Origin of the sequence: Bacteroides sp. K03 (assembly GCF_019734355.1) — a bacterium.
Taxonomy (GTDB): Bacteria; Bacteroidota; Bacteroidia; order Bacteroidales; family Bacteroidaceae; genus Bacteroides; species Bacteroides nordii.
The window spans coordinates 34,779-54,350 of sequence record NZ_JAASHC010000001.1 but is presented as its reverse complement, the minus strand read 5'-3'; the positions used below and the strand labels follow the sequence as shown (position 1 = coordinate 54,350).

The following is a 19,572-nucleotide window of genomic DNA, read 5'->3' as shown; positions in this document are numbered from 1 at the left end:
TCGGTAGATTTCCAGTAAATACAGATATTATGAGGTACAAAATTCTTCTGCTACTCCCGATAATGGCTTTTCTTGCCACCTTACCAATACGCCTGTATGCAACTAATGAATGCTTATCCCCCAATGAGACATTATGGTTTCGCTATCCGGCCCAAAGCTGGTCCGAACAGGCTTTACATATCGGCAATGGTTATATGGGTGCCTCTTTTTACGGGGAGGTAGAGAAGGAACGTTTTGATATCGCTGAAAAAACATTCTGGGCAGGAGGTCCTCATGCTGCCTCCGATTTTAATTACGGAATAATCAAAGGAGGTAAGGACAAGATAGCCACTATCCGGCAGTTAATAGTAGAGCGCCGGTTTGCTGAAGCCGATTCCCTCTCCCGTATCTACATGACCGGAGATTATACTAACTATGGCTATTTTTCAATGGTAGGTAATCTGTGGATTGACTTTGGCAAAAACAAACAGCCCGTACAAAATTACCTGCGCGGTATCGATCTATCCACATCCCGTGGTTTCGTTGAATATACACAGGGAGGTGTACAGTTTAACCGTGAGTATTTCTGCAGTTATCCTGATAAATTGATGGCACTTCATTTTACGGCCGATAAAGCAGGAAAGATTAGTTTCTCTCTTTCCCATTCACTCGTCTATCAGCCCGAAGAGATCATAGAAAGTGAGAATGGACTTACTTTCAATGGGATCATCCGGGAAAATGGATTAGGCTATACCATCCGTATTAAAATTGTTCAGCAAGGCGGAAGTGTCAAAGTAGCCCATCAACGGATTGTAGTAGAAAAAGCCAATGAAGCCACTGTATTCTATGCGGTCGACACTGAATATGCTCCTGTATACCCCCTATATAAAGGAGAGAACCCGCAACAAAATACCGGGAAGGTAATAACAAAAGCCATTACAAAAGGCTACGAGACAGTCAAAAACACACATATATCCGATTATCAGACGTTGTACAATCGGGTCAGATTCACTCTTACCGGAGACACGGCTTCCGAACAACTTCCAACCAATGTACGTGTGAAACAATTGCAGGAAGGATTTACCGACGACGCCTCTCTGAAAGTTTTAGGGTTCAACCTCAGCCGTTACCTGCTGATAAGTGCCTCCCGCCCCGGCACACTACCTTCTACCCTGCAAGGTGTATGGAATACCTTTGAAAAGGCTCCGTGGAACGGAAATTTCCAAAGCAACATCAATCTCCAGGAGATGTATTGGGGATGCGGACCGACCCAATTACCGGAATGTGAAGAGGCTTATCTGGAATGGATTGAAGGTCTGGTAGAACCCGGACGGCAAACAGCCCGCGAATATTACGGGACGAAAGGTTGGGTGAGCCATTCTACCGGAAATATATGGGGGCACACCGTTCCCGGTGATGATATCCTGTGGGGACTCTATCCTTCAGGAGCTGCCTGGCATTGCAGGCACTTGTGGGAACATTATGCTTTCAACGGAGATAAAGAGTATCTCAGAACAAAAGGATATCCTATTATGAAAGAAGCTGCCGAATTCTGGCTGGAAAACATGGTAGAATATCAGGGATATTTCATTATTGCCCCTTCCGTATCAGCAGAACACGGCATTGAAATGAAAAACGGTTCTCCGGTAGAATATTCTACCACAAACGGCGAGCAAACGGAAGGAAGACTTTTTACCATGCCCGCCTACCAGGATATAGAAATGGTATATGATCTATATACCCACGTAATTAAAGCAGCAGAATGCCTGAACACAGATTCTGTATTCCGCCAGAAGCTGCTCATTGCTAAAAATAAGCTACTACCCTTGAAGATAGGACGCTATGGACAATTGCAGGAATGGATAGATGATGTGGACAACCCACACGATCATCATCGCCACCTTGCCCACCTTTATGCTTTGTATCCGGGAAATAGGATATCATACACCCAAACACCTGCATTGGCCCAGGCTGTCCGGAAATCTTTAGAGATGAGGGGTAAAGGTAAATTTGGCGACAGATGGCCTTACACGGGAGGCAACTGGTCTATGGCATGGCGTACCGCTTTATGGGCCAGACTCTACGATGGCAATCAGGCTATCGGAACTTTCAACCGGATGATTAAAGAAAGTGGTTACGAAAACATGATGTCCAATCAATCGGGAAATATGCAGGTAGACGCTACAATGGCTACTTCTGGGCTTTTTGCTGAGATGTTATTACAATCTCACGAAGGCTTTATACACCTCTTGCCTGCCCTGCCTACCGAATGGCCGGAAGGCAAAATCGAAGGATTGATGGCAAGAAACGGCTATCAGGTAACGATTGAGTGGAAATATGGGAGACTGACAAAGGCAGAAATTGTAATCCCACAAGAGATGGACAGACCGACAGTAAAAATACAAGGCGTTCCTTTGTCAGAGACAGACGGCAGAGTGAGCTTTATTCCCTACTCACAAAGCACCTCACACACTTTATTCTGAAACTCTCTTGCTTTGGCTGCCGAAAGTACATTCTGATTCATAATGGCAAAGGCTATTTCATGCCCGTTAGCAGCCTTCAGATAGCCTGCTAAGGCGTTAATTGCTGTATAGGAACCTGTCTTGGCATGAACATTCTTACAGGCTTTTCCTTGCTGCATTCTATACTTCAATGTTCCGTCTACTCCGGCAATGGGAAGAGCCTTGTAGAGTTTCTGAAACACATCCGTACGGGAATAGGCAAATTTAAGGAAATCGACCAAAAGGGCAGGAGAGAGGTAGTCATAGTTGGATAGTCCACACCCATCGGCTATCTTATAATGGTCGGGATTGTGTCCCAGCTGCTTTATCATCTTCTTTATCTCAGCAATGCCCTCTTTGGCCGAGACATACTTCTTCCCGGTAGCTTGTACCCCCAGACGACAAAGCAAAGCCTCTGCACTCAGGTTATCGCTTTCCTTCATTATCTGGGTAACTACCTCCTGTACAGAGCACTCCGAACGCGCCATGCAAACGGATGAACTATCGGGAGTAAAAACAGAAAAGGCATAGTTTAGAGGTACCTCAATGCCTTTGTTGCGGAGCTTTTCAAGAAAAGCATGCATAAAGAAGTCCTGTGAAGAGAACACATTAATATCTGCGCTACGCCTCCCCTCTACATTGCCTGTGACCGTGATATTGTTCTTATTTTCAAGCCATCCCCTGGTTACGGTAAACTTCCCGGCAGAGGGAGTACGTGTCCGGGTTGCATTGCTGAGACTGTAATAAGAGGACTCCGGATAGCAGGAAACCCGTGCCGTATCGCCCTGAACTGCACCCGGAGCAGCTGTTACCGTCACCATTCCTTTGTGATACATCAACGGAGAAAGATAAGGCTGATAAGCTTCCGGCGTATCATCCCATGCCCATCCGCTCCCCCAATAGAGGGAGTCTTTCATGGAAATATCTCCATAGATCCTCCCATCGATAACGGAGAAAGGAGAAGTAATGATGGCATCTACCAGCGTATCCATACTAAGTTCATCAAATTCGGGATCAAAACCTCCTACTACATACAAATCTCCACGCAAAGTATCATGCTCTATGACTCCATTGTACCAGACCTCGGTACGAAACGGCTCGTCGGCATCCGAACGGGAAAGGGCAGTAATAGCAGTCAGCAGCTTCATAGTCGATGCCGGGCGCGAAAGTTTAGTATCCCGATACGTATAAAGCGGCTTCTTATCAGTAAGATCATAAACAGATATACCGACTTCAGATCCCTCAGGCAAGGTTTTCAACAATGAGTTGATACGGGAAGAGAGAACCTCCTGCCCCCATAAAACCGGAAGGCAGGAGAATAAAATAAGGGATAGGAAAATTCTTTGCATACGTTTAGTTTCTTAATCACAGGGCTTCCCTGAATATTTCGGCTACTGTGGGGTGGGGGAATACAATCTTCTTCCACTCCGTAGTTGTCAGTTTTAACTCCACTGCCATGCCGGCAAGGGTGATAATCTCGGAAGCAGGATTACCAAGTACATGGGCACCCAGGATCGTTTTATCCTCACCGATCAATAGTTTGCACATGCCGTTTACGCCTTCATTCTCAGCAACAAAACGGCCTGAATACGCCATGGGCAATTTAACAATGTGATGAGGAATACCTTTTGCCAGCAGACTTTCTTCGGTATGCCCCACTCCGGCAATCTCCGGATTGGTATATACTACACCGGGGATAGCACGATAACTCATCACATCGTCCCTACCAAGAATGGTATGTACAGCTACTTCTGCTTCGCGAACCGCCGTATGGGCAAGCAGCGAAAAGCCTGTAAGGTCGCCACAGACATATACACCCGGTTCGGAGGTCTGCATTTTAGAATTAACGGCAACGTTCCCACGTTCCGTCAATACCAGTTTCAGATTTTCGAGTCCGAAACCTTTGGTGACAGGACGACGGCCTACACTCATCAGTAGCTTTTCTGCAATCACACTACCGGAGCCTTCGGCATTCTCATAAGAGACTACAGTTCCTGTTTCATTTTTCGACAGAGAAATAACCTTCGTGCTCAGGAGGAATCGGATACCTCGTTTCGCATATTCGGCACGAAGCAAGGCAGAAAGCTCTTTATCCATTCCGTTCAGTATCTCATCCAGCATTTCTATCACTGTCACCTGTACGCCAAGGCTATTGAAGAAGGAAGCAAACTCCATTCCAATAACACCACCGCCAACGATAGCCAATGAAGCAGGTAATTCTTTGTTATCAAGCGCATCGCGATGCGTCCAGTAATTCACCGTATCAATACCTGCGATAGGAGGAATAAAGGTTTCAGAGCCGGTACAGAGTATCAGATTCTCGCATTCGTAAGTCTCTTCACCACAACGAACCGTATTCTTATCCACAATCTGAGCCATGCCCTGTACAATCGTTACATTGTTGGAAGTAAGTTTACCTTTCACTCCCAATACCAATTTACGCACTACTTTACTCTTACGGGCAATTATCTTCGACAAATCAAAAGAGACCTCCGGCACGGTTACAGCATATTTGGAAGCATGTTTCGCTCCGTCATACGTCTTTGCCGAATAGAGCAAAGTCTTGGTAGGAATACATCCTTCATTAAGACAGACTCCACCTAAATTCTGCTTTTCAAAAAGCAAAACACTCAGTCCGGCTTTGCCGGCTGTTTCGGCAGCTGTGTAGCCCGCAGGACCGCCGCCAATGATAATTACCTGGTATTTCATATGATTCGAATTAGTAATAAGTGATGAATGATAAGTGATGAATGGCTGCGCAATTATACTGCATAGTACTAATCACTTATCACTGATCACTAACCGTTATTTTTTATCTTCTCCAGCAACTCTACAAATTCCCGCTCTTTGACCGGCATCACCGATACATATTTATCTTTACCGTATTCAATCAATACATATTCGGTTACCGAGAAACGGCCGAACTTCATTGAATGATGCTTTTGCACAGAGATAATATCTTTGACAGGAATTGTCTTCTTACGTGTAAAGCGACCGTAAGAAAGAATAAGTTCACTTTGTGACGTAACGGTATAGGTGGTGTGAATTACCTGTTCGATCACCACAATGAGCAACAGCATCATAAAAACGGCAAGCAGAATATACTTACACCACAGGAAGCCAAACGCGTTTGCTCCCAGTACCACCAGAAGAAAATATTGATACCAGGCAATGCGGGCATGGAAAACTCGGTTCATTTTGTCAGATTTTTGCTGCCAAGTTAGCAATTTTATGAATTAATGGCAACGAAAAGTACAATGAAAACAGTTATTTTGTAGTTTTGCGGTAATAAACATTTAGATTATGGTTAAAAAGTTCGATTTCCTCGTCATCGGTTCCGGCATTGCCGGAATGAGCTTCGCTTTGAAAGTGGCGCATAAAGGAAAAGTAGCCCTTATCTGTAAGAGCGGTTTGGAAGAGGCAAACACTTATTTTGCACAGGGAGGAGTGGCCTCCGTTACGAATCTCCTGGTAGATAATTTCGATAAGCATATTGAAGACACAATGATTGCCGGTGACTGGATCAGTGACCGTGCTGCCGTAGAAAAAGTTGTACGGGAGGCTCCGGCACAAATCGAAGCACTTATCAACTGGGGAGTGGAATTCGATAAAAACGAAGAGGGAGAATTCGACCTGCACCGGGAAGGAGGACATTCGGAGTTCCGTATTCTTCATCACAAAGATAATACCGGAGCTGAGATTCAGGACAGTCTTATCAAGGCTGTGCAACGCCATCCCAACATTACAGTAATCGAAAATCACTTTGCGATTGAGATATTAACCCAGCATCATCTTGGGGTGACCGTTACACGTCAGACACCGGACATCAAATGTTACGGCGCTTATATTCTCGACCCGAAAACCGGAAAGGTAGATACATACCTGGCAAAGGTTACACTCATGGCAACCGGTGGAGTAGGAGCTGTGTACCAGACAACTACCAATCCGTTGGTAGCTACCGGAGACGGTATTGCTATGGTATACCGTGCCAAGGGAACGGTGAAAGATATGGAATTCGTACAGTTTCATCCTACAGCGCTTTATCATCCGGGCGACCGTCCTTCTTTCCTCATTACCGAAGCCATGCGTGGCTACGGTGCCGTACTCCGTACGATGGACGGTAAAGAGTTCATGCAGAAATATGACCCCCGTCTTTCATTGGCTCCACGCGATATCGTAGCACGTGCCATTGACAACGAAATGAAAAACCGGGGTGATGACCATGTCTATCTCGACGTCACTCACAAAGATCCCGAAGAGACCCGGAAGCACTTCCCGAACATTTATGAGAAATGCCTCAGCTTAGGTATTGACATTACAAAAGATTATATTCCGGTTGCTCCGGCCGCCCATTATCTCTGTGGAGGTATCCTGGTAGATCTCAACGCCCAGTCGTCTATCGAACGGCTTTATGCGGTGGGCGAATGCTCTTGTACAGGCTTGCATGGTGGCAATCGCTTAGCTTCAAACTCTCTGATCGAAGCCGTTGTGTATGCCGACGCAGCTGCCAAACATACGCTGGAAGTAGTAGACCAATATGATTATAATCCGGATATCCCGGAATGGAATGACGAGGGTACCCGCTCGCCCGAAGAGATGGTATTGATTACCCAAAGCATGAAAGAGGTGAACCAGATTATGAGTACCTATGTAGGCATTGTTCGGAGTGACCTTCGCCTGAAGCGTGCGTGGGACCGGCTGGATATTCTTTATGAAGAAACAGAAAGCCTCTTCAAACGCAGTGTAGCATCTAAGGAAATTTGCGAGTTGCGTAACATGATTAACGTGGGATATCTCATCATGCGTCAGGCGATGGAGCGGAAAGAGAGCCGCGGATTACATTATACAATCGATTATCCGCATGCAAAGAAATAGTTTCGTTTTGACACTTTGAATATTCTACCGCTCAGGAATACGCTATTTCCGCAGCTAAATCCGGTGTCATGAAATAAAAGAAACAGAGAGGCATTTGTCAAAATCAATAAGCCATTATTGAACGGACAAATGCCTCTTTTTATCACCCAATATAGGGAGTTTACGCCTATACGATCGCTATCTGGCTATAAACTACTCCGTTTTATCATTTCCATTTCCCCGGCATAAAGGAAGCTAATAACTCCCGGAAGTATCTCTTTTGCACCTGAAACATCTTCCCCGGTGAGGAAGAAAGAGCCCGGCTCCGGGGAGGGAAGTGTTCGGCTCCGGGGAACCTCTCCTTCCCCGGAGCCGAACAAACAATTTCGCTCCGGGAAAAAAGTACTTTTTTACCGAAAAAGCGCATTTTTATTCCTATAACAGAGGCATTTCTGCATATTATTACGAATAAAGATACGCTCTTTTTTCTATTCCATCCGTTTTATCTTAAGAGCCTGTTAGCATAATACACAATTTGCTATCTTTTTGCTCCAAAAACTCACAATTATTCTTCTCCTAAATTTTCATAAGTCCTTTCTCCCGAAGATTTCTCCGTAACCTTCACCCCTCCGGCATAATACTCCTGAGAGAGTTTGAGATACTTATCAAACAGGCGTTTAACCATAGCAACCTCATCGCCTTCGGCAACCGGAGTACGCGCCTTGCCGTAACTATCGACATAAGCAAGCTCCCACTCAGCCAGGCCGTTATAGAAATCATTGGCACGGAAAGCCTCCCGGCCATAAATCTGCGGTAAACCGGCTTCTTCATAAGAAGTACCTGCATCAAGATGCTGTTGCAGCATGGCATAGAACTTCTGCCAGCGCGGGAGATAATAACCATTGATCAGCCCCGACCACTCCCGCCAGGAATAGTCAAAGATACGCGGATCACCGTCAGCTCCCCAGATAGTAACCAAAGAAGTGGCGTCACGTTCCATCAGATTCTTCTCCTCTTCGGTGTCTCCCCAGCTACGGGCCTCTGTCAGCCAACGGTCAAAACTGTACTCGCTGCGGGTACGAAGCAGCTGGTCCATATCAGCTAACATCTCAAGGAACCGCCCGGAATGAAGCGTAAAAGCACGCTGGTCTTTCTTCCTGAAGGCTTCTGCCGCCTGACGGTGAATAAGCTGGCCAAGATTAGTCATCAGCTGCCGCTGCACATCTACAATATCGAAACGGTAGGGACGGGAAGCGGATAGCTTATCTATATCTTTCAGCAGCAGACTCTGGGCACGAATCACCAAAGCCGGATCGTAAGGTATTTCAAGAGCGGCATTCGGACCGGACTTCTTTACGTCCAATGCAGGGCGGGCAGCCACGATTGAACTCTTCTCCGTACCATTTGTACCCGGACGATACGGCCCATCGAGCAGCAGCATCCATGCTTCCTGTGCTGCCGGCGAAGAGGCCCCATAACGGCGGGTAGCATACTGTTTCAGCCAGGCTTGCAAATCAATGCTATCGGCATGGCAGGGCATTTCAAAAGCTAATTCATAATATACCGGATTCTGCTCAATGGCTTCCATAAACAGCCCCGAACCACAAACTGCGGGATTCAACCGTTTGGCCTTACTGTATTGATTGGAAGCAAGAAGCTTCAAATCGCCGTGCATATTGATGCGTCCGCCGAAATTATGTAAGTTACCCACTACCGTAGAATATCCCCAGAACAGGGCTTTTGAGGTACTTTTACCGTTCAGGTCAAGAATCAGCAAAGCATCTTTCGGAACAGCTTTAACAATATCTTCACGCAGGCTCCACGACTGCATGGCCCAAGTGCTATGCGGGTCGAAGTCACGGAAAAGGTGGTGAATTCTTTCTCCCACCGCTCTCAGATATTCGGGAGTATCTACCGGAGGAGCACTTTCATGGAATGGATCGGCAGCATAGACTCCGTGTGCACCAAACAACCGGGCCTGTTCTTCGAGGAAAACACGCCCCATACGGGTAAACAACGAATCGGTAGGATCCAACTGAGCAGCCCCTTTGAAACCACACCAGGAACGTTGCTGGTTGATATTCGCTGTGGGGTACTTCTCTTTCAGCTCACGCGGAACGTAACCGGAGAAGCCTTGCTGAATGGGTTGCATGCCCAATTCCAGTTGCCGTGCAATGATCTTTTTGCCCAATGCAGCATGTTTATCGATCACGGACTTCGGAAGGGGGCCACCATAACTCTGAAGGTTTTGCATCCACTGCCAGGCGGCATGTCCGGGACCGGCGAGGAAAGCACGTGCCTCCCCATCTGTGAAGTTGAAGTGCAACAAGGTATTGTACCACACAGCATCCAGACCGATAGTAAAAAGGGGCATGTTAATGGAGTTCATCGCCATAAAGTCCAGCTCCTTTTGCCAGCGTTCCCAGTTCCACCAGGCAGCAGTGTAGCTCACGGTACAATAGTTCATATACACACGGTAACGACCGTTGATTGTACGGCGTTCCTTTTGAAGGGGCTGAGGAAGTTTCTTCGGAAGCTGAAGTTGATTGCCAAACCAGGAGACGTGCGCCTGGCAGGTATACTTTAAATACCAATTAAAGGCGGTAGCCAGAGCTACGGACGTGTTACCGCGAAGGATGATTTGTTTGCCGTTACCATCTACTTCGTATACATCAGAACCGTCATCGGGAGCAATTAATTCCAAACGGTATTGCGAAGAGTAACCGGGGGTAACCCGCTCTATCAGATCATAAACGGCCCGGATACGTTTGTCTTTACCCGAAACGGATAAGGAACAGACAAAAAGTAACAAAAGAAGAGTAGTTTTGCTTTTAGTAATTAAATTCATAGTATTCCAAAATTAAAATAACGCATCTTTATTCTCGTAACACACAGCACTACTGCCTGTTATTACGGAACAAAGATGCGCTTTCTTTTCTAATTATCCCAATCTTATCTCAATACCCTGCTATTATTATAGCTTCTTTTAAAGAATTTTATTTAACTACTACCTTACGGGTTACCTCTCCATCGGCTGTCTGCAACTTTACAAGATAAAGTCCGCTGCCAAGGCATATGTTATCAGTTCCACCATTTGCAGCTTTCTGAGCAACTACCGAACCTACTGTATTGAATACGGTAACCATTCCTTCGGCACCTTCAAAAGAGATACCATTATCGTTAGAGTAAACATTGAAAGCATCCTTTGCATTTACATTGATGATACCTACACCTTCGGGAATTTCACCAAATCCTACTTCCAGATCATCAATATACCGAACACCGTTACTTCTGAGCTGAATATCGAATGAAGTAAGGTCCAATTTGGCAAGTTCTACATAAATACCATATTGTTTCCATTCGGTAGTAAGCTCCACATAAGGCACATTGTCCCAGCTTCCTCCGTTTGACGGATTATATAACTGACCAGTACCAATATGCATTTTAGTTCCATCTACATCGCTTTTTGCCCAAAATGTATAATAGAAATCATCTCCTTTATCAATAAAGAACGGATCAGCAATGTAATCTTCTGCATAGACACTTGTCACCTGTGATACACCTACGTGCCAGCTAAACCAGGTAGACACAATACCTGTAGTAATAATCTTACAAGCCTTATCAGCTTCCCCATTACGGTTCTCTGCTTTTTCAAAGGTTACTTCTACCTTATTAGTACCCGAAGTCCAGTTGTTATTAGAAGGAGATACCCAGCCGGCAGGTCTTACACCTATCACGTTTTCTTCTGAATCTTTGATGTCCACCCAACTGTCAAAACTGGTATTATACCCATCTACAAAATACTGTGCACTCATGTTTGCACTTACGAATAATAATGCTACTGCGTAAAATAATTTTCTCATACGAATTGATTTAAAAAGTTAATAATTATGTTATTGAAGTTTACTTCTTATTGTCGTAATGGCCATACCGGTTCAGAGCTTCCAGAAAGTAGTAATCGGCATAAACCAATGGGACATCAATTTCTTGATTGTGAGGGATACTACCCACACTATGCATCAGGATAAAGTTATTGTTAGTGCCCGGAACCGCCCGGTAAGCCGGTGAAGAGAGTGATTTAAGTATCTTAACTGCTGCATCGTAATATGTCTTTTCATTCGGTACATACGTAGCCAGTTCCAGAAAAGCAGAAGCAGCAATGGCCGCCGCCGATGCATCACGGGGAACTACTTTAAAGCGGTTAGGGTCATAGGCCCAATCGGGAACATACCCTTCCTGTCCGGCATTAAAGTCCCAGTAAGGAACCCCGTCTTCGGGAAGATTCGGATGGTTAAGCCAATAGTCTGCCGTATGTATGGCTATTTCGAGGAATTTCGGATTCTGCGTTTCACGATAAGCCATTGTGTAACCATATATAGCCCATGCCTGTCCGCGTGCCCATGCCGAATTATCAGAGAACCCCTGACAAGTGGCCTGATGAAGAACCTTACCTGTCAATGTATCATAATCTACTACGTGATAATTGCTATAATCTTTGCGTAACTGATTCTTCGCAGTTGTCTCCGCATGGGTGGTTGCTATCTTGGCATATCTTGTATCACCTGTCACTTTAGAAGCAAAATAGAGTAACTCCAGGTTCATCATATTATCAATAATCACCGGATAGAACCATTCATCTTTTCCATTCCAGGCTTTCCGGTAATTCCATGATTTTATACACCCTGTCACTTCACTGAAACGGGTAGTCAGAGAATTGGCAGCTTCTATAATCACATCTTTATATTCTTCTTTACCTGTAAGCCGATACCCGTTACCAAAACTGCAATAGATAAGAAAACCAATGTCATGATGACTTGTCAGCTTTTTCATCGGCTCCAGAGCCTCGGTCCATTTGATAGCACTCTGTTTCCAGCTCTCTTCCCGGTTGTGTTCATAGATATACCATAAACATCCCGGATAGAACCCTTCCGTCCAGTCATTCTTCGGAGTAGCAATCAACTTTCCGTCTTTACCCGTAGTACGTGGATACACAGTAGGTTCGGGAACCGCTTTGAGTTGATTGCTCAAATGTTGTTCGGCAACTAAAAAATCGTCATCAATGAGTGCTTTCTTTTTATCTGTTTGTACACAAGACATACAAAGAGAACAACTCAGCAGTAATAGTCCAATAATTCGCATATAGGTTAATGATTTCGTTATGTATTTTTTCTTTAGTAGTCAAGTAGTTATCACTTCGTTAGTAGTAAGTAGCAGATAGCATTCTACTTAACTACTTTGACTACTTACTACTTAACTACTATTTTACTGTTCTCCAGTGCCATAATACCAGCGCAGGTTACTAAGTGTCAGTCGCCAGGTATAAAATGGGTTACCACCACGATACTTCTCAACAGCACGGATAAGATCATGATCCATTTCAAAAATCTCATCAGCAGCATACATGGTGCCACCGGGGTTATAAGGTTTGTTATAGTCACTACGTTTCTTATCGGGCGCCCATTCTGTTTCTACGAATTCCAAATGTGGATTCTTTGCCGGATCAAGCAGGTATGGTTTCCAGAAATCAACACTCTTCTTTATTGAAGCTCCCCAGTTAACATCCCGTGCATAAAATTCATCGGCCGCTTCATAACCCTCATAACAGGCTATTGCATGACAGATTTCAGCAAAAAACAATAAGTCGTAAGCATGATAAGCAAAAGCATCACGTCCTAACAAGTCGGTAGTAGTACCATTGGGATAGAGATTGTTCTTTACCCAGTTGGAATACCTATTTCTGAAATAAGTAGTCACAATTGTTTCATCATTCAACGCTGAACCATAATAGTAAAACTGCTGTAAAAGACAAGTTCCCCAGTTATTTTCCCGCAAATCATTGTCTTTGATAAATACATTGACACGTTTCCTGAACCAACTGTCTATCTCTTCTCTATCTTCCTGTGAAATCACATTACGAATGATACTATATCCTTCTACAGCCGGAGTATAAACACTCTCATGAATATTTGATTTGGACACAGCTACATTTACTTTTCCCCAAGCTTTCAGATATTCAACCGCTTTATTCAGGAATTTCTCTTCCTGAGAGAACGCATAGACAACGCAAAGCTGGTAGATGGCATTCATCTCATCTTTAATCTCTATATTAGCAGGATTGTTGGAAGTTGAGACCGCAGTAGTAGTTTTCCTATCATTGTTTACAATACTTTCCGCCGGGTTTCTCATCTGTTTAATGTATGCGCTTTTAGGAGGATTATTGCCTTTCTTCTCAATATCTTCTTTCATCTTATCATAATGATAACGGGTCATCATCAGATTTGGAAACATCAAATCTACATTATCCGTAGATTGGGCTTTTACGGCAAGCGAACTGCCTACCAATAGAAACAGGAGTAAAATGTGCTTTTTCATCGTCTATTATATTAATGTAACCAATGTGGAATAGTTGTTGTCAACTGATCACAGGAGCAAATGTAGGGAGGATACTGCAAACATAGGTTGATGTATTGTATCAGCAGTAGTATCGAATTATCTTTCGGACAATATAAACCTATAATACGGATAAAAATGCCCGTATACGGCCATATACACAGAAAACAAAGAATAGGTTTCATGCAGACAAAAACAAAGGAATACTCAAGGCAATATAATCCCCATTTCGTCCAACGGACAATAAAATCATCTATTTCGGACGATAGACAACATCTCATTTTCACAACATCCTCTACTTTTGTAAGTAGTAAAACAAAATCAGCCTCACAAATTGATTAAATTATGAAAAACAAGATCATTACCTCTGTGCTGTTAGCAGCATCTATCTCTTTCTCCGGTAACATGTCCGCACAAGAACTTTTCCGGGCAGACTTTGAAACCTACGAAACAACTCCTTATTTCTTCCGTTTCGGCAATAAAGGAAAGTTAGGCGATTACAAACCCAAGTCACGCTGGATGTATTCGCATGAAGTAATAGATAATCCGGTGCCCTCTGCCGAAAGTAACAATTCGGCCAAAGTATTACGTTACTCCTCCATGGAAGCACGCGACTACGGACTAAAGTTCCTGTTTGATACCCCCATTGGCATTGATGACTTAAAAGTAGTAGAATTTACAATCTATCAACCACTCAATGTGATTGGTAAGGATACAGATGACTTTGAAGATCCGGCTGAAAAACAAGATATTTGCATCAAGCTGCTTTCTAAGTTTAATACTACGAATGATTTCAGACAAGACGAAGGTATACTCCTTAACAAATCTGTCTACGATTTTACTACTGAAGGGCAGTGGATCACCTATACATTCAAGTTCAATAAAGCAGCTTACTCCAGCCAGATAAGTAAATTCACGAACGGAGTATTGGGAATAGCCATATTGCCTACTTACAATTCAAATGTCACGCTGTATGAAGACGAACAACATGTTTGTTATATCGACAATATCATAGTTAACCCTGTACCTACCGGTATCAACAACCAGAATACCGAAAAACTGATGATCAACTACAGTAACGGACAACTCATTATTTGCGGCACAGAAAACGGCCCTGCCCGTGTGACGGTTTATGACACAAACGGATGTTCGGTAACAACATCAGAAGTCACCGTAGAAAACGGAAAAGCTTCACTAATTTTGCCGCTTGATAATAATAAGGTATATTTGGTAAATGTAGTAACACAAAATCAGAGTTATCGCCAAAAGATCAGTAAACTATGAAACGCATACAAACCTGTTTGATACTAATCGGACTGCTATGTATCAGTAACCTGTACGCAACAGATAATGAAAAGACAGAAACAATCCGTCGGCTAAGACAGGAGTTTACAAAACATATCAACGGGACTCCTGTAACCGCCTATACATTGCAAGAGTCTCTGGCTCTGATTGACGCGGAAGGCCGTTTTACAGACAAACGTGCAGAAGAAGAGCTAATTATCCGTAATAATTATGCTGCCGGAACTAACATGGCTCACTGTATCCAGATTAATAATCTGACACGGGACTGCTTTGAACGGTTACAGGTCATAGCAGAATCCTATCGCGGGAAGAAGAATCTTGATCCTCAGGATAACGGGGTACAAACCCTTTTACGTGGCATCGCCTTTTACGGCAAAATGGAAAATGAACGTAACAATGATGCTCCCGGGCGCTTTCATGCTTCCTGCTTTGCCACTCCACGGGCAGCCGTAAAAATCTACTTTGCGCTGCTTGACCTGATGGATAGAATCGAAACGGGTGAAGTAAAAGACTCAACAGCCCTTCTGGCACATCAAAAGCTATTTGACGTGGGTTTTCAATCATGGACACAACCCTACAGACACGATGAAACAGACAAAAACGTGGTAAGCGTAGAGAGATTTCGCAAGCACGTCTGGTGGGTAGGAGGCAATGCACTCGATTATCGTCCGGTATTGGAGGCAGCTGTCATGATGAGTTCGGTTCCTATGATAGACGTACTTGCCGAAGTAGCCATCCGTTCGCTCTCTGTCGTGTCACAAACCACTTATGACGAGGCTTTCTGGACAGAAGGCACCACTGCCGATGGGGCCGGATGGGGACATGGAAAGCAATGTCTCGTTTGGGGATATCCTATAGATGGACTGAAGGGAACGTTCCGTATACTAAAATACCTGCAAGGATCTCCGTGGGCCAAACAACTCTCGCGGGAGAATGTGGAAGTAGTACTCAACTATATCCGTTGCTCTGCCTTTTATCATCATAAAGGCATCATTCCACCACTTGTAGACCGGGGAAATATGACACGCAAAAATAACCGCCGGGGGAATGTACCTTCACATATCCTGGCCAGAACATTACTGGCCGACTGGCATTCGTCACTCACTCCTGAAGAGGTTAATGAACTGAAACTGTTTGTTGATGAATCCTCCCGACAGGATGTACAAATGGCCTCCGCACCCGATGGATACTATCACGGTACCCGTTATTTCTATAACAATGACGACCTGATAAAGAAAACAAATGATTACTATCTCTTTATCAATATGGGATCTGTCCGGGTAGACGGATTGGAGAGTGCTTATCCCGGTGCAGCAGGCTATAATCTCTATAGTGCCGATGGAGTCACTCTTTTCCAACACGATGGAAGTGAGTACCGTAATATCACAGGAGCCATGAAACTTACGGCTTGGCCGGGTGTCACTACACGCCAGACTCCTACAGAACTAAACCCAATCGAAAACTGGAGTGGATATACCAGTTCTTATGACTTCGCTGCCGGAGCAACTGATGGTAAAGGAGATTTTGCAACTGGTTTCATCTATCAGAAAATCAATGCAAAGATGAAAGGAAACCCGGATGCCTCTGAAGCCAAAGATGTAAACAAAGACATATACGGTGTACGGGCTTACAAAAGCTACTTTATGTTTGACGATGTATTCCTTGCCCTGGGAGCCGGAATCACCAACCTCTCCCCGGAGAAAGAAGGGAATATCACTACTACGATTGAACAGACTTATAGCCCGGTTGCTCCTGAAATGGTAAAGAAGGGGAAAATCAATTGGATACGCCACGAAGGTTTCACCTACGGAGTAATTCCCCAGCAGACTTCAGGTGAAGTGAAATGGAACCGCGAAGAGCGTATCACCGACTGGCAAAGACTTTGCAAAGCCAACACAGAACCGGAAACAACAGTACCGGTATTCCAGATGGAAATCGTACACGGACGGGAAATAAAAGATGCTACCTATGCTTATGTAGTAGATTGTAAAGGCGAATTCCCCCAAAAGATACCTGCCATACTGGCTAACAACACCCATCTGCAAGCAGCTGAAAACCCGAAAGGAACAAAGTTAGGAGCCGTTTATTTCGATACCTCCGTTACAGCAAAAGGTAAATTCGGGACATTCAGGGTATCTTCGCCCGCAGCCTTGTTTGCGGAGAAAAAAGATGGGAAACTCATTCTCACAGTTACAGATGCTTTGATGAAAAAGGGGCTGAACAGCCTGACTGTATATACCTCTGTACCCGTCAGAGGTGAAGGAGTCAGCAAACAGTCTAAGAATATCTATGAAATAAAGATTCCCCTACCGGCAGGAGCACATTGCGGACAACCTGCTACGGTAACATTAGAATTACTCTGACAACTCTATGAATCAACCTGTATGAAACAAACGCACTTTTAAGTGGATTCATTTTCCGCCTTCTGCTCCGGTTTATACACTACTATAAATCAGGGGCAGAAATGCGGAAATTGATATAATGTGAAATCTAACTAAGTAGTATTTCAAATTTAGTTCATACTATGACAGTGTTTTATTGAAACGCAAATGATCGCAGATTTTCGCAGATTAAATAGCTGCGCTATACTTGAGCGATAATATGCTTTGCGTGAATCTGCGAGTTTCTGCGTTTCAATAATAATATCATATAATTTCGAACGATTACTTACCATTAATAAACTATCATTTTATGAAAAAGAAGCTTTTAACTTTTTTAATGGCACTGGCTCTATTAACAGGCGGCGGTGCATTGGTTCAGGCACAGACAAAAGGTACACATTCTTTCCGTCTGGGCGATAATCAATTCTGGCTGGATGATAAACCGTTCCAGATTATCTCCGGTGAGATCCATCCGTCACGTATCCCCGCAGAATATTGGAAACAACGAATACAAATGATCAAGGCAATGGGATGTAATACCGTAGCTTGCTATATCATGTGGAACTATCATGAAAGTGAACCGGGTGTATTCGATTTTCAGACAGGCAATAAAGATCTGGAGAAATTTATCCGGACTGTGCAGGAAGAAGATATGTTCCTTTTATTCCGTCCCGGACCTTATGTTTGCGGTGAATGGGATTTCGGTGGATTACCTGCTTATCTGCTATCTACACCGGATCTGAAAATCCGTTGCATGGATCCACGGTATACTGCTGCTGTGGAGCGTTATGCTACTGCAATAGCCCCTATTATCAAAAAGTACGAAGTTACCAATGGCGGTCCTATCATCATGGTACAAGTGGAAAACGAATACGGAAGCTATGGCAATGACCGTACATATATGAAGTGGATTCATGATCTTTGGAGAGACAAAGGTATTGAAGTCCCATTCTACACAGCTGACGGAGCTACTCCTTATATGCTCGAAGCAGGAACACTTCCCGGTGTAGCCATCGGTCTTGACCCGGCTGCTTCAAAGGCAGAATTCGATGAAGCCCTGAAAGTACATCCCGATGCCAGTGTATTCTGTTCCGAGCTTTATCCCGGATGGCTTACTCACTGGCGTGAAAACTGGCAACACCCGTCTATCGAAAAGATTACAACGGATGTGAAATGGCTGCTTGATAATGGCAAATCGTTCAACTACTACGTGATACACGGTGGAACAAACTTTGGATTCTGGGCAGGAGCCAATTCCCCCCAGCCTGGTATTTACCAACCGGATGTGACCAGCTATGACTATGATGCTCCTATCAATGAAATGGGACAGGCTACCCCCAAATATATGGCGTTACGTGAATTGACCCAGAAGTACAGTAAAAAGAAACTTGCTCCGATTCCTGCTCCGATCCCTGTCATTACATTCTCTGCAACAAAAACACAGAAATATGCAAGCATCTGGGATAACCTTCCTGCTGCTAAACCAATTGTTCAACCACTTCCGATGGAAATGATGAATCAATATGAAGGAATGATATTGTATCGTACGAAACTGATTGGTCATAAGAGCGGTACACTCCGTGTAGATGAAGTACACGATTACGCTACTGTCTTTCTAAACGGACGCTACATCGGAAGTATCGACCGTACACTGGGGCAACACTCCATTGACCTTCCGGTTTCCAATGTAGAAAATCCGGTACTTGATATCCTGGTAGAGAGTATGGGACGCATTAACTTTGCCGCACAGATGATTGACCGTAAAGGTATCACCGACCGTGTTACTCTGAACGGAATGACATTAATGAATTGGGACGCATTTAATATCCCCATGTCTACAGAATATGTATCAAAACTGAAACAAACCGACACTGTGCGTCCGGGTATGTTCTTCAAAGCCACTGTACAACTGGATAAAACCGGAGATTGCTACATCGACATGAAAGACTTCACAAAAGGACTTGTTTATGTCAACGGACACAACCTGGGACGCTTCTGGAATGTGGGTCCTCAGTACCGTCTGTATTGTCCGGGAGTCTGGTTGAAAGAGGGTGCAAACGAAATCATCGTCTTTGACATGCATCAGACAGAACCAGGGGTAATAAAAGGAGTAGAAACACTGGAATAAAACTACAAAAACCAGGATGTACCCTGTATAAACT

The 19,572-nt window shown here is 44.2% G+C and carries 13 protein-coding genes; 5 read left to right on the top strand and 8 right to left on the bottom strand.

Annotated elements, in window-relative coordinates; translation table 11 throughout:
- The first annotated feature begins 29 nt into the window (after nt 1–29).
- The gene (locus tag HCG69_RS00170; RefSeq protein ID WP_221648340.1) at nt 30–2,462 is read left to right on the top strand and encodes a glycoside hydrolase N-terminal domain-containing protein; all 2,433 of its coding nucleotides are present in this window, start codon (nt 30–32) and stop codon (nt 2,460–2,462) included.
- Here the strand turns inward: HCG69_RS00170 and dacB are convergent.
- The 3 genes from dacB to HCG69_RS00155 all read right to left on the bottom strand — a co-directional run bounded on the left by dacB (nt 2,429) and on the right by HCG69_RS00155 (nt 5,677).
- Nucleotides 2,429–3,829, bottom strand: a complete 1,401-nt coding sequence (dacB, locus tag HCG69_RS00165) for a D-alanyl-D-alanine carboxypeptidase/D-alanyl-D-alanine-endopeptidase (RefSeq protein WP_221648339.1) — start codon at nt 3,827–3,829, stop codon at nt 2,429–2,431. The genes HCG69_RS00170 and dacB overlap by 34 nt on opposite strands.
- Before the next feature lie 16 nt (nt 3,830–3,845).
- Complete coding sequence (lpdA, locus tag HCG69_RS00160) at nt 3,846–5,189, bottom strand: dihydrolipoyl dehydrogenase (protein ID WP_221648338.1); 1,344 nt, start codon at nt 5,187–5,189, stop codon at nt 3,846–3,848.
- Nucleotides 5,190–5,278: 89 nt separating this feature from the next.
- Nucleotides 5,279–5,677 carry a PH domain-containing protein gene (locus HCG69_RS00155; protein ID WP_221648337.1) on the bottom strand — a complete coding sequence of 133 codons (399 nt, stop codon included), beginning with the start codon at nt 5,675–5,677 and terminating at the stop codon, nt 5,279–5,281.
- 106 nt (nt 5,678–5,783) lie between these two features.
- Between HCG69_RS00155 and nadB the strand changes: the two genes are divergently transcribed.
- Entirely contained in the window at nt 5,784–7,355 is a 1,572-nt protein-coding gene (nadB, locus tag HCG69_RS00150; RefSeq protein ID WP_221648336.1) for an L-aspartate oxidase, read from the top strand.
- A gap of 205 nt (nt 7,356–7,560) precedes the next feature.
- Here nadB and HCG69_RS00145 read toward each other — a convergent pair whose 3' ends face one another.
- The 5 genes from HCG69_RS00145 to HCG69_RS00125 form a co-directional block, all read right to left on the bottom strand.
- The gene (locus HCG69_RS00145) at nt 7,561–7,761 is read right to left on the bottom strand and encodes a hypothetical protein (RefSeq protein WP_221648335.1); all 201 of its coding nucleotides are present in this window, start codon (nt 7,759–7,761) and stop codon (nt 7,561–7,563) included.
- Nucleotides 7,762–7,899: 138 nt separating this feature from the next.
- Nucleotides 7,900–10,182, bottom strand: a complete 2,283-nt coding sequence (locus tag HCG69_RS00140) for an alpha-N-acetylglucosaminidase (RefSeq protein ID WP_221648334.1) — start codon at nt 10,180–10,182, stop codon at nt 7,900–7,902.
- A gap of 148 nt (nt 10,183–10,330) precedes the next feature.
- Complete coding sequence (locus tag HCG69_RS00135; RefSeq protein WP_221648333.1) at nt 10,331–11,197, bottom strand: T9SS type A sorting domain-containing protein; 867 nt, start codon at nt 11,195–11,197, stop codon at nt 10,331–10,333.
- Nucleotides 11,198–11,237: 40 nt separating this feature from the next.
- Nucleotides 11,238–12,473: a glycoside hydrolase family 88 protein gene (locus HCG69_RS00130; protein WP_221648332.1), complete on the bottom strand. Its 1,236-nt coding sequence runs from the start codon at nt 12,471–12,473 to the stop codon at nt 11,238–11,240.
- Nucleotides 12,474–12,596: 123 nt separating this feature from the next.
- Nucleotides 12,597–13,706 carry an alginate lyase family protein gene (locus HCG69_RS00125; RefSeq protein ID WP_221648331.1) on the bottom strand — a complete coding sequence of 370 codons (1,110 nt, stop codon included), beginning with the start codon at nt 13,704–13,706 and terminating at the stop codon, nt 12,597–12,599.
- Between the two features lie 363 nt (nt 13,707–14,069).
- On the opposite strand from HCG69_RS00125, the gene HCG69_RS00120 reads away from it, so the two are divergent.
- The 3 genes from HCG69_RS00120 to HCG69_RS00110 all read left to right on the top strand — a co-directional run bounded on the left by HCG69_RS00120 (nt 14,070) and on the right by HCG69_RS00110 (nt 19,538).
- A complete protein-coding gene (locus tag HCG69_RS00120) occupies nt 14,070–15,008 on the top strand; it encodes a hypothetical protein (protein ID WP_221648330.1) in 939 nt (312 codons plus the stop codon).
- Nucleotides 15,005–17,392: a polysaccharide lyase family 8 super-sandwich domain-containing protein gene (locus HCG69_RS00115; RefSeq protein WP_221648329.1), complete on the top strand. Its 2,388-nt coding sequence runs from the start codon at nt 15,005–15,007 to the stop codon at nt 17,390–17,392. Before HCG69_RS00120 ends, HCG69_RS00115 begins: the two co-directional genes overlap by 4 nt.
- 328 nt (nt 17,393–17,720) lie before the next feature.
- Nucleotides 17,721–19,538 (top strand): beta-galactosidase family protein, encoded by a 1,818-nt coding sequence (locus HCG69_RS00110; protein ID WP_221648328.1) that lies wholly within the window; start codon nt 17,721–17,723, stop codon nt 19,536–19,538.
- The last annotated feature ends 34 nt before the right edge of the window (nt 19,539–19,572 follow it).

Bases quoted from the DNA above. Each gene is read 5' to 3' on its own strand.
- HCG69_RS00145 (WP_221648335.1), bottom strand. From the start codon at position 7,761: ATGCGCTTTTTCGGTAAAAAAGTACTTTTTTCCCGGAGCGAAATTGTT.
- lpdA (WP_221648338.1), bottom strand. From the start codon at position 5,189: ATGAAATACCAGGTAATTATCATTGGCGGCGGTCCTGCGGGCTACACA.
- HCG69_RS00155 (WP_221648337.1), bottom strand. From the start codon at position 5,677: ATGAACCGAGTTTTCCATGCCCGCATTGCCTGGTATCAATATTTTCTT.
- HCG69_RS00130 (WP_221648332.1), bottom strand. From the start codon at position 12,473: ATGCGAATTATTGGACTATTACTGCTGAGTTGTTCTCTTTGTATGTCT.
- HCG69_RS00135 (WP_221648333.1), bottom strand. From the start codon at position 11,197: ATGAGAAAATTATTTTACGCAGTAGCATTATTATTCGTAAGTGCAAAC.
- HCG69_RS00110 (WP_221648328.1), top strand. From the start codon at position 17,721: ATGAAAAAGAAGCTTTTAACTTTTTTAATGGCACTGGCTCTATTAACA.
- HCG69_RS00115 (WP_221648329.1), top strand. From the start codon at position 15,005: ATGAAACGCATACAAACCTGTTTGATACTAATCGGACTGCTATGTATC.
- HCG69_RS00140 (WP_221648334.1), bottom strand. From the start codon at position 10,182: ATGAATTTAATTACTAAAAGCAAAACTACTCTTCTTTTGTTACTTTTT.
- dacB (WP_221648339.1), bottom strand. From the start codon at position 3,829: ATGCAAAGAATTTTCCTATCCCTTATTTTATTCTCCTGCCTTCCGGTT.
- HCG69_RS00125 (WP_221648331.1), bottom strand. From the start codon at position 13,706: ATGAAAAAGCACATTTTACTCCTGTTTCTATTGGTAGGCAGTTCGCTT.
- HCG69_RS00170 (WP_221648340.1), top strand. From the start codon at position 30: ATGAGGTACAAAATTCTTCTGCTACTCCCGATAATGGCTTTTCTTGCC.
- nadB (WP_221648336.1), top strand. From the start codon at position 5,784: ATGGTTAAAAAGTTCGATTTCCTCGTCATCGGTTCCGGCATTGCCGGA.
- HCG69_RS00120 (WP_221648330.1), top strand. From the start codon at position 14,070: ATGAAAAACAAGATCATTACCTCTGTGCTGTTAGCAGCATCTATCTCT.